Genomic DNA, 15,280 nt, shown 5'->3' on the forward strand with positions numbered 1-15,280 from the left:
TTTTGATTCTGATTTTATTATTTGGCCTTCTTTGACCATATTTCCTTATATAAAGTAATACTGCGATATAAGAAGAAAGTTACAGTAAGGGTAAGAAAAGCGATTTTTACAAATAGGTATTCTTTAGATTGAGAGCTTGTATGCCAGCCTGCGTTGATGGTATTAGGTAAATACATGCAGAGGTTATATATAACCCATGTGCCGATGATAATTGTTGATATAAGTTCGATAATGGGTTTTTTCATATTGTAGTATCTCACTCTAAGAAAGCACAATTTTTAGATTAGTAAATCTCAAGCTTTACTGGAGGAAATTTATGTAAGACGTTCCCGCATATTTCACCATTATCTGGGTATTTCGTGGGAGAAATTAATAGTTCAAAGGTTTTGTATTTTTCCAACTTTTCAATGAATCTTAGAAGCTGACTGCCATCTTTCTTTATATCGAATTGTTGTTCTTTTCCTAAAGTAGATTTTATTCTGATCCAATCAAGTGATATTTCTTCTTCGTTTTTTACATTGACAAATCTGATACTTTTGTCGGTCAGGGAGGATTTCTCTATTCGATAAGCGTATTGTGGGAATCCAAACTCAATCTTAAATTTTCCCAAGTACAATTCAAAATCTTTGAATCCATGCAATTCATAATTATCGTAATCCCAACCAAGGAAATAACAATCTGGTCGGTATTTTATGTTTCCTCCTGTTAGCTCATTTGGCAATATTCCTTTTAGTCTTTTATATGTAGAATCTGGCATTATGCATTCACAAACCATAATAGTTTCGCAGATTTCGTCATAAGCAGGTAATGTTAGTATAGTATCCCTAATGATCTTTTGTGCGTGACCAGCTAGATGAAACAAGAAAGCAATTGTGAATAGTAAAGTCCTTTTTGATATTTCTTGTTTTGATTTCCAAAATCTTGACCATTTATTGATCAATTTGAATTGTGAGTTTTGCACTTGGATAGTTATTGATTTGTTGACAATGCATTAATGTAACCATGAATCTAAATTCTTAATTGCCCAGACTAAGAACTTTTAACCAAGAACTAGGAATCTCATATTCACTATTGTTGGTAATCCATTTAATACATACTATATTGGAATCTTGTGATAATACCAACGTATTCTATTGGAAGAACCTAGAAAATATCGAATCTTAAGATGGTTGGCTTATGCGGCTTGGGTGCTGTTGTTTTTGACGATGGTTATAGTCGCGAGGTTTATTATTCAGACTAATAATTCCGATATACCAGCCTTTAGTGAACTCGAAAATCCGCAGTATAACGAGGCCAGCATTATCTATGATGAGAAAGGCAGATCATTCGGTAAGTACTATGTGGAAAATCGTGAGAATATAGATTACGAAGATTTATCACCTAACATATTAAAGGCCTTATTAGCCACTGAAGATATTCGATTCTTTGATCACAATGGAGTTGACCTCAAAGCCCTTTTTCGTGTAGCATTCAAAACTATTTTGTTGCAGAAAGAGAGTGCGGGTGGTGGTAGCACCATCAGTCAACAATTGGCCAAGCTATTATACAAAAGAAAGAGTCTATCAGGTCTGTCTAAGATACAGAGAGGCGTGGAACTTATCCGTACTAAGGTCAAAGAATGGATAACGGCGATCAGACTAGAGAAGAGCTATACCAAGGAAGAGATCATATCCATGTACCTTAATAAATTTGAATTTATCAATGGAGCACATGGTATACAATCGGCATCGGAGACTTACTTTAATGTAGACCAAGAAAACCTCACCATAGAGCAAGCGGCACTCCTCGTCGGCATGCTCAAAAATCCCAATCTTTATAATCCTCTTAGATTTCCTGAGAATGCGACTGGACGTCGTAATCTTGTAATCAATCAAATCGAACGGTATTATGATGACGTCGATAGTGAGTTATTGGATTCTATACGGAGTACCGCTCTGGATATGAGTCGATTTGAGAGGGATTCTCATGATACGGGACCAGCACCATATTTCAGATCAGAACTGACGAAGTGGTTGAGAGGAATATTCAAAAAGGAGAATATCACCAAAGCAGATGGTGAGGAATATAACGTCTACACAGATGGGCTGAAGATATATACCACTATAAATCTGGATTATCAGAAGTATGCAGAAGAAGCTGTCAAAGAGCACATGCAGTTTTTGCAGGCTAGATATTGGGAAGTGTGGAAGAATAGAAACCCCTGGACCTATGAGGCTGACAGTTTGCAGAGGATTATAAGAAGTAATACTTTAGAAAGAAAAATTAAAGAATCAGAGAGATATCTGAGTCTTCATAATCAGTACCTAAGTGCGGACAAAACCAAAGCTCAAGAAAAATATGGAAATATACCGCTCAATGAAAATGTACTAAAAGAGTTATCGCGGATAGAGTCAAAAGCCACTTCCTGGTCTAATGTTATCTATAAAAAGATTATATCTAAATCCAACAGGTCTAAGTACGAATCCCTACTAGGAGATGATGAGATATGGCCTACACTAAAAAATCAATTTCAGAAATTACAAAAGGATTACAAAGAGGTTTTCAAAAAGAAAATCTCTATGGAGGTCTTCGATTATAACGAAGAGGGGTATAAGGTGATAGAGATGAGTCCTAGAGATTCTGTCCGTTATCATAACCAACATTTACAAGCGAGTCTGTTGGCCGTACATCCCATTACTGGTCATATCAAAGCATGGGTAGGGGGACCGGGCTTTAACTACTTTAAGTACGATCATGTCAATTCTCGTAGACAAGTCGGTTCTACGATTAAGCCCTTTGTCTACGCAACTGCTATAAGTCTGATGGGATTATCGCCATGTCAGACATACAAGGATATACAATACACCATAGCCCCTGGTGATGATAATTTATTCGTCGATAAAGAATGGTCTCCTGCCAATGCCAACGAAAAATTCACTGCCAACGACTATAACCTATATCAAGGTCTTCTTTATTCCAAAAACTCCATTACTGTCAGACTAATCAAAGAAATGGGGAGTGTGGATGTGATCAGAGAGTTACTGGATAATGTTGGAATAGAGAAAGATAGAGAATACCCCAATGGGCAACTCGTCGTGCCAAGAGTGCCTTCGATATGTCTCGGTGCCGTAGATCTCACGCTATACGAGATGGCAGGGGCGTATACGACATTTGCTAACGACGGAGTCTATACTCAGCCTATATTCGTAAGTAGAATAGAGGATAAAACGGGGAAGGTGATCTACAAAGGATTGCCAGAAACCAAAAGAGCCATCAATCCACTTTATAATGGTGTGATGGTTGATATGCTAAGGAATAATGTACAAGGAGGATTTGGCCTGGGAGTGAACACAGATATCGGAGGTAAGACAGGTACAACTAATGATTATGCTGACGGTTGGTTTATGTCTGTTGCTCCAGAACTTGTAACAGGTGTGTGGGTAGGTGGAGATGATAAGTGGATACGTTTTCTTAGTCTGGACGATGGTCAGGGTTTTGTTATGGCGAGACCAATTGTTCAGAAATTTTTATCAGGAGTGGAGAAGGATTCCACCATAGCTTTTAAGTCTGATACGCCTTTTCCGACACCGCCGCCAGGTATACTGGAGTTTTTGGATTGCGACAAATACAAACAAAAGTCTGTAGAAGAAGAACAAGATCTTAATAAACTAAATGTCAGAGAGGACATTATGGATGATGAGTTTGATGAAGAATTCGGTGATGATTTTGGCGATGACTTCGGAGACGAATTTGAAGATACATTTTCGGACGAATCGGATATTGAAAATACGGAATCGAAAACAGACTCAAATATTATTAGTACGAATAAGCCTACGCCAGACTCTATTATTCAGCAGATTATGCCTATAGATACTTCTGGCGGTGATGGTCGATAAATTATAATATTGATGAAATTATTAGAAGGTAAAAAAGTAATTATAACTGGTGGCTCTCGAGGGATCGGAAGATCTATAGTCCGATCTTGTATAGAGCAAGGTGCTGATGTGGCTTTCACTTATAGGTCATCGGCGCAGCAGGCAGAAGACCTCATCACCGAGATCAATGTCTCACCAGAAAGAATAAAGGCTTATCAATCAGACGCCAGTCTATATGAGGCGGCAGGTCAGTTGGTGGATTCTGTGCTAAAAGATTTTGGTAAGGTCGATGTGCTGATTAATAATGCCGGTATAACTAATGATACACTCATGTTACGTATGAGTGAGGACCAATGGGATAAGGTCATAGAAGTCAATCTCAAATCCGTATTTAACCTGACCAAGCACATACTCAAACCGATGCTCAAAAACAGAGCAGGATCTATTATTAATATGAGTTCTGTGGTCGGTGTATTCGGTAATGCAGGACAAGCCAACTATGCGGCGTCTAAGGCTGGTATTATAGGATTTACTAAGTCCATTGCCAAAGAGGTGGGATCTCGTGGAATCAGATGTAACGCCATCGCTCCAGGCTTTATAGAATCAGAGATGACAGAAACTCTGGATGATAAAGTCAAAGAGGCTTACATCAGTAATATTCCACTCAAAAGATTTGGCAAGGGGATGGATGTGGCTAATGCTTGTGTTTTTCTTGGCTCTGACTTATCTACTTATATATCGGGCCAAGTACTCAGTGTCTGTGGAGCCATGAATACTTAAGCTAGGATATAGATGATACGATTAGCGTCACTATGGTTTTTAGTATTGATTTGTTTTTCGTGTAGCAATAGGTTGCAGGTTCTTTCTATCAAGGATGTATCTCAATTAGATAACATACCGATATCTGTCAAGGACAAAGGTTGCAGAGACCCACTAAATCATGTCCCTGATGAATATACGGTTACTAAGTCCATCAAGGTTAACGTACATATTATAGATGACCTTGTAGGAGACAAAAATTTCTCCTTAGAAGCAGGACAAGATTTTATGCAGAAGATGATCTGGGATGGAAACAAAAGACTAAAGAACAACAAAAAGATGAACCTTCCCGAAGGGAATGATACACCCGTACTTAATCCTAAATATAGATACGATGTCAGAGGCGTACTTAATAAGGATGACAATGGATTCTACAAACACCTAGAAGAAAATGATCCTTATTATATCGCCCATGGAAAACATAGGAACAACTACAACAGAAAAATCTTAGAAAAATATAATATCGGAGCGGACACGGTATTAAACATATTTGTTTTTCCACACCATCCAGATAGTCTCAGATCTAAAAAATATAAAGCAAGACGTACAGGAATCGCCCTAGGGACCTCTCTTAAGATGGCAGGGATGATAGAAGATGGCAAAGAGCCATGGACTTATGCGACTCTGCTCAATCACGAAATAGGGCACATACTGGGACTCAGCCATTCTTGGATAACTAATGACAGATGCGATGATACACCTAAACATCCTAACTGCTGGGATACCACAGGAAAGAAACCTTGCGAAGGATCACATTCCAACAATATGATGGATTATAATAAGAGTCAAATGGCTATTACGCCATGTCAGCTAGGTATAATCCATAAGGGATTTAATACTATTAATGGTAAAACACGGAAACTTCTCAATCCGAATTGGTGCAAATTGAATACTAAGGATACCATTACTATTGATTCGGAAATAAAATGGCTAGGAGCAAGAGATGTAAATCAGCATATCGTCGTAAAATCTGGTGCGACACTCGAAGTACACTGTAGATTATCTATGCCAGAAAATGGAAAAATTACGGTAGAGCCTGATGGTAAACTTATACTCTTCGATGCTCTTGTGCATAATTCTTGTGGGAAAACATGGGATGGTATAGAGTTGCAGTCTTACAAGAAAAGGAGAGCCATTATAGAGTCCTATGGAGATACGAATATTGAAAATGTAAAATAGCTTACAATTTTAATAAAACGATACGGCCTTAGTTCGATGATTGAATATAGTTTTTATTTTTATGAAAAATAATCGAGAAAAAAAATCGCCGTTTTCTCATAACCAATGATCTCTTCCTTACATTAATAGGCGTAGCTCCAAAAAATCATTCATTTTAGAAGATTTATAAGTAGCTAAGGAACTCAATAGAACAACTTTAAGAAGAGTTCCGACTAAATTTTGGGTAAACACTTTTGTAATATTCTTGCATGACAAGGTGCTTTGACTTGATCAGAGTATAATTCGGAATGTATGTCCGAGCCTCGTCATGCATTTTTTTATTCCTTGATTAAAGGAAGTGTATCTATGATTTTTCCGTCTCGTAAGAAAGATATATAGTAGATGCCAGATGCCATTCCAGAGCAATTGATACGCCTTATTCCCTTCAGCTTATTTCTGGACATGACAAGTTGACCTATACTATTGAATATGCTGAGGTCAAATTCTAACTCAGGATTTTCGTTTTGTACGTAGAGAAAATGAGATGTGGGATTGGGAAAAATAACAAACCCTTGCTCGCTGAATTCCTGATTTTGGTCTATACCTTCTCTTAGAGTTGTATTATCAAAAAATGCAATATCTCGATCCGTAAAGAAGTCGGCAGCTTGCGCGCCAAGTGCACCTCCTGATTGCGTTAGCACCTCTATGATAAGGGGACCCTTATAACCAGAGACAAGATCAAACTTTCGTTTATAGACAACGCCTTCTTCCTGACCATATATAAGTGGGAAGGTGGTAGAATCGGTTTTGACTTGCACGATAGTACCGAAACTCTCGTCCAATATGACATCGAATCTATTTTGATTAAGGAATTGTGCCAGATTGAATTCAAAAATAGGTCGACTCATATCAGATGCATCTATACAGTAGACTATTTCGCTTGTTAAAGAGGTAGAGCTAAATATTCCTTCTACATCAGGACAGGCTCGGTAGAATACGTCATCAATAGCGGCTATAGCTAATCCGTTATTTTGTTGCCAACTTATAATAGTGTCCGTATCATAGGAATCAAAAACAGTATTGATTTCATAGTAATCTCTTCTATGCGTCTCTTCATATTTTTCTAAGTATCCTTTCACTATATGTGTGATTCCGCTATAACTATTTTCTTGCTGATCGTTATCCTCATTTATATCAGAAGAATGCCTTATAGTCACATTATAATCTTTGATTCCGTCTGGGATTTCGATATCAAAAAGAGAAGCCGAGCCGCCATAATAGTTCAGAGGTAATACGGCCGACTGTAGAGGACGGATTATTGTAAAATTCCCTTTATCGGTTTTAACATCAAAGAATATTGTATCGCCTGCATCCAAAATTTCACATCCTCGATTTCTATAGCCGTATATATAACGTGTAGGAGATGTTCCTTCACATAGAGTTCTATTGCTTAGGCTAAAGTTGCTTAGCTCTAAGTCTAGACCTTGTATCTCGGACATAAAAATATTGCCAGTCACCCTATTGTTAAGTCTGTTATTATCCACTTCCCAAACTTCTATTACGTATGTTCCGGCGTTATCCGGATTTAATTTTATAGGAGTTTTAAAAGTATAAATTATAGAATCTCCAACTGCAAGATCTAATGGTACAGATAATGACTCCTGGATAGCCGTAGTTCGGTTTTGGACAAATCTTATGATTATACTATCTGTCATGGGATAAGTGGACCGCCCCTTATTTCTAATTATCACACTGGCGAAGTGATCAGTTGTCGTATCACATATTGTTGTGATACCCGATTCTAGTTCTAGTCCCAAATCTAAATTATCTATATCTGGATAAAGACCTACAGCTTTCCATGATTCGAGCACGCTACGATATTGATCAGATTCTTCACCAAAAAGATCAGCGGTCGCCTCTAGGGTCGCATACATACAATCAAAATAATTGCTGCTCTCTGTAAGGTATCCTGTCTGTGATACAAACACTATGTCCAATGCATCTTTCCATCCTATGGAAGCCACGTTATATTCTTCTGGTGTTTCGTTTGTGCCAGCTCCCCCTTCTACTAATAAGTAGAACCAATAATTGAATACGCCGCTATTAGTATGTACGCCTCCATTATCAGCTGTTCCAGTTCGCCAGTAGTCACCACCATAATATTTAGGATCTGATCGCTCATGTGGATTTTCTAATGACCTGAAATAATTCACCTCTTCTGATAACCTAAAACGATCTCCTATGTACCAATTGAAATTCTGAGGATCGGCGTAGTGCTCCAGACCTTTGCCTATGATGTCACTTATGGATTCATTCAGCGCTCCTGACTCGTTGCGATAAATCAAATTAGAGGTACTATTCGTCCAGCCATGAGCAAACTCATGTCCTACAACATCAAGAGTAGTTAGCGGACCATATCTATCACAATCTCCATTTCCATAGTTGGTCCTGCTTCCATCCCAATAGGCATTGACATAATAGCGTCCTCTGACATGCACTACCGATACTAGTTCGCCACCTTGACCGTCTAATCCATCCCAATCAAAATATTCTTGCATCATATCATAGTATTTGGAGGTGCAATAATGCGCATCGTGAGCCACTTCGTCACGTTGCTCATTGAATGTATCCCATATATTATCGCTGTCCCAAAAAGTATCTCTGTCTGTATTCGCATCCAGCGTAATAATGCCTTGTCCCCTTGTTAGGTCTCTGAGTAGATAGCGGTCTGGCGCAATGGAATCAGTAATAATTTCTTGCTCTCCATAGTATAGAGTTTTGGCGCGTGCTTTTGTAGCATGACCTTGTATTATAGAGAAGCTGTTACTTATTTTACCATTATGTGCATCAAAGTATACCAGATGTTTGATCGGCTCTTCGAAATCGTATGAACTGATTTCGTAACCATGAGCAAGTGCGTAATTGCCAGAAAACTCTGGATGACTTTTATCCATGATTACCGTTTCTTTATATGAGGATGACCATGAGACATGAGTGATATCGTCTATATCCTGATCTTGTATTAGTTTGGATTCAAATTGTTCTTCGATTCCCTTTGCAAATGTTTTTTGAAGTGGTGCATTAAGAATGTCGACCTTTTTGATAGGAAATATATTTCCAGTCGATTTTATTATGCGGCCATCTTTTTCGTGCAATGTGTAGACTGCACCTTTTACCTTGATGTCCTTATGATATTGTTGGTATTTCAGTCTAGCGTATCCTGACTTATCTGGTCGATCCGATATGAGTAAGAATTTGTCTTGATCCGAAAGATTTAATTCGGCTCTTTTCTTAGCGAAAAAATTTGATCGATCTAACGAAAGATCCTTATAATATCTGATTTTATTATTCTGGAATTGCTCTAGCGGTGTGGAGATATTGGCTTGACTAATTACTATAAATGGCATTACCAGAACAAGCAAAAACAAGATAGGTCGCATAGACAGCCGATTTTAGATGACAGAAAATTAAGAAACTCTTGATAATTATTGTGTCTTATTATGCTCATATAGACCTATTATATTATCCTTGTACACAGTATGTCGCAAGAACAAGATAGGTACGATGTCTTACTGCAAGCCATCGAATTAGAAAGAAAAGAAGAAGAAAGATATTATCAGAGCCTAGCTGCCGATAGAACGGTCAAAGAGAAGATAGAATCTGGTATCCTATATTATCCTCTGCAGGTCTTATCCCAACATTACACCGTCGGTGAAAAAATAGAAGTGACTCTAGAGCGATATAAAAATGTCAATCAACCTCACAAACTAAAATCTGGAATAGCCGCCATACTTTTTGCCCGATCTGGTAACGAACAACATTTATCTACTAAGGGCGTAGTATCTTTCGTGAGAAAGAATAAGATCGGAATTATTCTGGGCGATGAGATGATCACTCTGGATCAGCTACAAGAAATGAAAGGCATGATAGGTATAGAAATGATCTATGACGAGCGTCCTTATCGTGTCATGAGAGAGGCCATAGAGAATCTGAAGATAACAGATCGACGACATATAATAGAATTACGAGAAGGCATAAGGAAAAAGAAAGATCTCGATTATGTTATTCCTCAAGAGGTACATTATGTGCCGCCTCACCTTAATGAATCTCAGGCTGCCGCTTTGCGTGGGTGTATACAATCTCACAGTCTAAGTATTATACATGGACCTCCTGGGACGGGAAAGACAACCACACTGGTTTCGTTAATCAAGGAATTGACTAAGAATGAAAAACATATTCTCGTATGTGCTCCGAGTAATAATGCAGTAGACTTATTAGCCTATCGCTTAGACCAAAATGGTATACCCACCATCAGGGTAGGTAATGTCACCCGTATAGGTGATAATCTGGTACATCTGACACTAGACGAAAAGGCAAGAAATCACGAAGAATGGAAGCATATAAAAAAAATAAAGGTGGAAGCCATAGAAGCGTCCCGACAAGCCAAGAAGTATAAAAGATCATTTGGACAGAAAGAGCGGAGTGAGCGCAAAATGATGTACAAGGAGTCCAGAGAGCTACGTAAGTGGGCAAGAGATATGGAACACAAACTTATAGATCGCCTACTCCATGAAGCCAAAGTGATATGCAGTACATTGATAGGCGTTAGTCACAAGACGATAAATGACTTGGAGTTTGATACCTTGGTCATAGATGAAGCGTCTCAAGCTCTTGAGCCAGAATGTTGGAATGCCATACTCAAATGCAAACGAGTCATATTAGCAGGCGATCATCTACAGTTATCGCCAACGGTAAAGTCGCCACAAGCCGAGAATCTTGGTTTGTCCGATACATTATTGCAAAGATTATCGGATCGGATTACATCCAGTTTTTTGCTCACGACCCAATACCGCATGAATGATAAGATACTTTCTTTCTCTAATGCACAATTCTATAATAACCAATTAAAATCTGCGGAAGGCATTAGTAATTGGACTCTAGAAGGTGATGGTACACCATTAGTTTTTATAGATACAAGTGGTTGTGGTTTTGAGGAAAATTATAATCCCAAAACGAGAAGCCGATATAACGAGGGGGAGTTTTTTATCCTAAGGGAACATTTTTTACAACACAAAGAAATATATCAAAATCATACTATTGGTATCATCAGTCCTTATGCCGAACAGGTTAAATTCCTCAAAAGAAAAGTAGAAGTTGACGATTGTTTTCGTGACACATTGATAAGCATTAACTCCATAGATGGTTTTCAGGGTCAGGAAAAGGATGTGATTTATATATCTCTTGTCAGGTCTAATAATGCTGGGGATATAGGCTTCCTCAAAGACGAAAAAAGACTGAATGTCGCCATGACGCGCGCACGGAAAAAACTGATTATAATTGGAGATATGAGCACTCTAAGCCTTTACCCATTGTACAACACCCTAGCGGATCATATCGAGAAGGAAGGGTCTTATAAGTCGGCTTGGGAGTATATGTCTTATTGATCGTTGCTAAGACTGGTAATTATTGGACTCGCTAAAGACTTTCGAATGACAAATTAGATATCGCAATTTGATTAAATAATTATCGTTAGTTTGCTAAATAGCAAAAGTGAAAGTGTTTATAATGTTATTTCTCTGTATTCCTTTTTTCTATCTGAATGCGCAGAGATATCTCCCCGTAATAGAAGATAGCATTACCTTTTGTCATAAGTGCTCTAACAAACACGTAATTGATAAGGATTGGAAGTGGGAGAACCTGAGTGATGGATATACCAAGATCAGATCATCCAATTTTGTGTATGAACTCAATAGATTAAGCGATTCGACATACAATCTTAAGAAGTATGACGACGGTCGTATACTAGCTAAGGGTAAGATATTATTAAGAGAGAATAACTTAGTCCGTAGAGATACGGTGTCTTGTCATCATTGTCATCCGACGGATTTATGGAAAGAGATAGTCCTTATTCATTCATTTGTTAGACCTATAAATATTGGTATTTGGGAGATAGTGGATGAAGAAGGGAGAATTATGGAATGTAACTTTGGCAGAAAGGGCCTAAAGAAAGAGTCGTGCAAAAAAGGTTAACGCCAAGAAATAATAGCCAATGAGATATGCTCATAAACTAAGCATATCACCTGGCTACTAATCAAATATTCTAAGGTTACAATTAACTCCAAAAAGAACCTGAGGTTATTTATCTGACTACCTTGAATTGTTTCGCAATTCTATTGTTGTTTTTTAGATTGATGGACATTGTATAGAGACCTGGCGTATATTGTTGTACGTTAATCTCGGTTGGTGCCTCGTTAACTTTTTCGATATAAATAGATTCCATTCTTTGACCTAAAGAATTATATATCTCGATATTGGCTTCTTCGCCTGGATTGTCCTCTATGGTCAAGTTGACGATGCTAGAAGCTGGATTAGGGTAGATATTGATTGATTCAGCCATTATATCAAAGTCATCAAATCGCTGTAATAATTCATCAGTTTTTTCTGGTACAGTGACTTTACCTTTTATGGTAAGATATGTAATGGCGGGATCTGTATTGGTTGTAATAGTTACTCGTTTGGATTGTAACCCTTTTTTGTTCTTGCTATCAAACTGAACTAATAGGCTAGCGGTTTGGCCTGGCGCAATGGGTTCTTTAGGAAATCTTGGAACTGTACATCCGCATGAACCTTTAGCATTGATAATTATAAGTGGTTCTTCTCCAGTATTCGTGAAATAAAATACATTTTGGATTTTTTCGCCTTGTGTAATTTCTCCCCACTCAAAAGTCTCTTCTGCAAAGTTAATTGTCGTTGTGGCAATTGACTCTTCTTTGGTTTCTGTAGATTGTGCATAACTACTCAGGGCAAATAAAAATATGCCCAACAATGTAAATGTTTGTTTCATCTATTTCACTTTTTTGGTAATTGATTGATTCTAATGCTCATAATAGAAATGAAGGTCTGACCTAAGATATTTTTGATTAAGATGGTTATTCTATGAATAGATGAAATTGAAGGATAAAATGGTGCAAATGATAGATGACCAATCGTTACTATCTCACTACTGTAATATCCCCAGTTTCTACTATGGTCTGATTAGATGGGTCGATGTATTTTAGTATATATAGATATACGCCCTGTTCCACAGCTTTGTTCTTTCTATTTCCAAACCAAATTTCATCTTGATTAATGCTTCTAAAAACGGGTGCGCCCCATCTATCGTAAATGGATAGTTCGAAGTTATTAAGCCTACAAGAGGATAGCACTTGGAACCCTCGATCCTTATCTTGCAGCGATATTATATTAGGGTAATATATATCGCAGGTATATTCTATGTTGATAAGGTATTGTATTTGGCATCCTCCATCATCTGATACGGTTAAGGTATATTCGCTAATATTTTCAATATTGGTCAAAGCTGGATTAGGGCAATCCGCACAGCTTAATCCTGATATAGGATACCATTCCACATTGAGATCAGAAGGAATATTGTTTCGGAATGTATAAGTCTCATTATTGATGATCTCGACTGTAGTTTCCACTTCTAGGTCTGGAAAATCAATTCTTTCTACATAATAGGTAATGGTAGAATCGCATCCCTTGGCATTAACTACTACATCACTGATTGTGGTATCTCCTGACACCAATTTTCCAAATAAATAAAATTCGTCTTCAGAGCAAAAACTTGTATCGGTTTCGTAGTAGGAAGGTGATTCATATACAAAATCTACGACCACTACAGAGTCACATCCAGCAGTAGTCAGGAGTCGTTCTTCGCCAGATGTATTGGTTTCGTTGTATTCCGTTGTCCCTATTGTCTCAGTATAGCCATCATTTTGACAGCCTTGATAATTGCGGTACTCATTTATTTGTCCTTCCACTTCTAGAGTCGTGTTGATTATCGAGTCGCAGCCATTAATAGTCAACAGGTCCGATGTATATAGCCCCGTGGTCATAACATTTCGACCATCTGGCAGTTGGTACGACTGACCTTGGCATATTGTAATCTTTTCATCTTTGATAAAGGAGTTGTCTGCAATTTGGCAACCAAGGGCAAAGATGTTACAGGCAAGAATATCATTGCTGTTTGATATATTGGGACTATTAGTTACGAGACCTGCCGTGTTACATATTATACCTACATCAGACATGATTATATCATTAGTCTCATTATCAAGTACAATGGTGGGGCGCCCAAAATTATCAACTGAAAGAACCTCTGCGCCTGTGGATGCTAACTGACTAAAGTTGGCTTGAAAACTACCTCCTTGGTCAAATTCCGTAAGTTGTCCAAACGGCCCATCAAAAATATTGAGTGTGTCATTGCCATTGGGTAAGTTGGGATTTGCATTGTCGTTTTCTACTTCGTAGCCCCAGATTTTAGATTCTCCTTGGAATAGAATTACAAGATTCTCTTTGCACTCTAAGGACCACTCACGTATCGTTAGCAATAATGAAGTGGATAATGTAGTGCCAAAACCCGCATTATTATCAGCGGCGAAATTTCCTATCAATATAATGTCACATTTTTGATCTTCTATATCTTTTACAGAGTTGATGTTTCTTAATGGAAGGGGAGTGACAGCACAGGGTACGACGCCACTATCTCCGAATAGCTGAGAATTATATAGCTTCTGTCGGATGCCCCGCATGTTATTACCATCGAAAGTGTAGTTGCAATTAGAAAAAATACAATAATCATCAGTGGATGTATAACATAGAATGAGTCTTGTATCATCATCACAACAATCTTGGCAAATAATGCAAGTGGAGAAGAGACTGAATAGAAATATAATGGTTCTGTATGACATAGCTTTATAGAAGTCTTATAAAGTTAGTATTCCTAAGAGAATAAGATCTACAAAGTCAGTCTTACATATTATAAGCGGCCGTGGTCACTATAATCCACTGTGTAAACTGTGAATCAAGATTAGCTCTGTCTTGTTTCCACAGTGTCAGGTTGAATGACCAATCATTGGTGATCTTTATATTAGAACCTATTAAATGGCGCGTACGCTGCAACTCATTGACACCATCTAATCGAAAAAATAATTCTGTACCAATATATGGAGTAAATCTACCTTGCGTTTTGAATGTAAAGGTTGGATGCCATCGCATAAAATTTGGGTCATCTATCTCGATATCCTGAGCAATGTGCCATCGTATAACATTGGACATTCCTATATTATTGGATAAGTTGGCTTTGTGCTTAATATCAAAAAACCAAAAGTTCCGATTGACGCCATTCTGCAACCACCAGTATCTCTCAAGGATTGCCATAGAAAACCCTTTGCCCAAATTAAAAGCTATGGAGATATCTATGGAAGAATTGTCATATTCCGAGAGGTCGTTGCGATGTCTTATTATGGGTCTTATGGCGTAAGATACTTCGTCATTGATCTTGCTCGATAATTTGATCGATGTCCAGGATTGCAAATCGGACTGGGCTATGCCGCTATCAGATTGGCCTAAGAATATCAGGATAAGTAGTAGAGATAATTTTCTCATTG

General features: G+C 37.9%; 9 protein-coding genes. 4 read left to right on the plus strand and 5 right to left on the minus strand.

From position 1 onward, the window contains the following. Nucleotides 1-283: 283 nt before the first annotated feature. On the minus strand, nt 284-961 hold the full coding sequence (locus QZ657_RS02180; protein ID WP_291964675.1) for a hypothetical protein: 678 nt from the start codon (nt 959-961) through the stop codon (nt 284-286). 172 nt (nt 962-1,133) lie between these two features. Between QZ657_RS02180 and QZ657_RS02185 the strand changes: the two genes are divergently transcribed. The 3 genes from QZ657_RS02185 to QZ657_RS02195 are packed head-to-tail and all read left to right on the plus strand — an operon-like array spanning nt 1,134 to nt 5,852. Next, a complete protein-coding gene (locus tag QZ657_RS02185) occupies nt 1,134-3,875 on the plus strand; it encodes a transglycosylase domain-containing protein (protein ID WP_291964677.1) in 2,742 nt (913 codons plus the stop codon). 12 nt (nt 3,876-3,887) lie between these two features. After that, nucleotides 3,888-4,634 carry a 3-oxoacyl-[acyl-carrier-protein] reductase gene (gene fabG / locus QZ657_RS02190; protein ID WP_291964679.1) on the plus strand — a complete coding sequence of 249 codons (747 nt, stop codon included), beginning with the start codon at nt 3,888-3,890 and terminating at the stop codon, nt 4,632-4,634. Nucleotides 4,635-4,646: 12 nt separating this feature from the next. After that, nucleotides 4,647-5,852 carry a hypothetical protein gene (locus tag QZ657_RS02195; protein ID WP_291964680.1) on the plus strand — a complete coding sequence of 402 codons (1,206 nt, stop codon included), beginning with the start codon at nt 4,647-4,649 and terminating at the stop codon, nt 5,850-5,852. 317 nt (nt 5,853-6,169) lie between these two features. Here QZ657_RS02195 and QZ657_RS02200 read toward each other — a convergent pair whose 3' ends face one another. Continuing rightward, nucleotides 6,170-9,271, minus strand: a complete 3,102-nt coding sequence (locus tag QZ657_RS02200; RefSeq protein WP_291964682.1) for a M4 family metallopeptidase — start codon at nt 9,269-9,271, stop codon at nt 6,170-6,172. 99 nt (nt 9,272-9,370) lie between these two features. Here QZ657_RS02200 and QZ657_RS02205 point away from each other — a divergent pair, with 99 nt between their 5' ends. After that, nucleotides 9,371-11,275, plus strand: coding sequence for an AAA domain-containing protein (locus QZ657_RS02205; RefSeq protein ID WP_291964683.1), 1,905 nt, complete (start codon nt 9,371-9,373; stop codon nt 11,273-11,275). A 695-nt stretch (nt 11,276-11,970) separates the two neighbouring features. Here QZ657_RS02205 and QZ657_RS02210 read toward each other — a convergent pair. From QZ657_RS02210 to QZ657_RS02220, 3 genes are all read right to left on the minus strand, one after another. Beyond that, the gene (locus tag QZ657_RS02210) at nt 11,971-12,675 is read right to left on the minus strand and encodes a DUF1573 domain-containing protein (protein WP_291964685.1); all 705 of its coding nucleotides are present in this window, start codon (nt 12,673-12,675) and stop codon (nt 11,971-11,973) included. 148 nt (nt 12,676-12,823) lie between these two features. Next, nucleotides 12,824-13,726, minus strand: a complete 903-nt coding sequence (locus tag QZ657_RS02215) for a gliding motility-associated C-terminal domain-containing protein (RefSeq protein ID WP_291964687.1) — start codon at nt 13,724-13,726, stop codon at nt 12,824-12,826. A 916-nt stretch (nt 13,727-14,642) separates the two neighbouring features. Beyond that, a complete protein-coding gene (locus tag QZ657_RS02220) occupies nt 14,643-15,278 on the minus strand; it encodes a DUF2490 domain-containing protein (RefSeq protein WP_291964689.1) in 636 nt (211 codons plus the stop codon). Nucleotides 15,279-15,280: the final 2 nt, after the last annotated feature.

The organism is Maribacter sp. (genome assembly GCA_020629415.1).
Classification (GTDB): domain Bacteria; phylum Bacteroidota; class Bacteroidia; order Flavobacteriales; family Flavobacteriaceae; genus Maribacter; species Maribacter huludaoensis.

What these genes read in the sequence shown, in the direction of transcription:
- QZ657_RS02205 (WP_291964683.1), top strand. Translation starts at nt 9,371, where the DNA reads ATGTCGCAAGAACAAGATAGGTACGATGTCTTACTGCAAGCCATCGAA.
- QZ657_RS02210 (WP_291964685.1), bottom strand. Translation starts at nt 12,675, where the DNA reads ATGAAACAAACATTTACATTGTTGGGCATATTTTTATTTGCCCTGAGT.
- QZ657_RS02220 (WP_291964689.1), bottom strand. Translation starts at nt 15,278, where the DNA reads ATGAGAAAATTATCTCTACTACTTATCCTGATATTCTTAGGCCAATCT.
- QZ657_RS02195 (WP_291964680.1), top strand. Translation starts at nt 4,647, where the DNA reads ATGATACGATTAGCGTCACTATGGTTTTTAGTATTGATTTGTTTTTCG.
- fabG (WP_291964679.1), top strand. Translation starts at nt 3,888, where the DNA reads ATGAAATTATTAGAAGGTAAAAAAGTAATTATAACTGGTGGCTCTCGA.
- QZ657_RS02215 (WP_291964687.1), bottom strand. Translation starts at nt 13,726, where the DNA reads ATGACCACGGGGCTATATACATCGGACCTGTTGACTATTAATGGCTGC.
- QZ657_RS02200 (WP_291964682.1), bottom strand. Translation starts at nt 9,271, where the DNA reads ATGCGACCTATCTTGTTTTTGCTTGTTCTGGTAATGCCATTTATAGTA.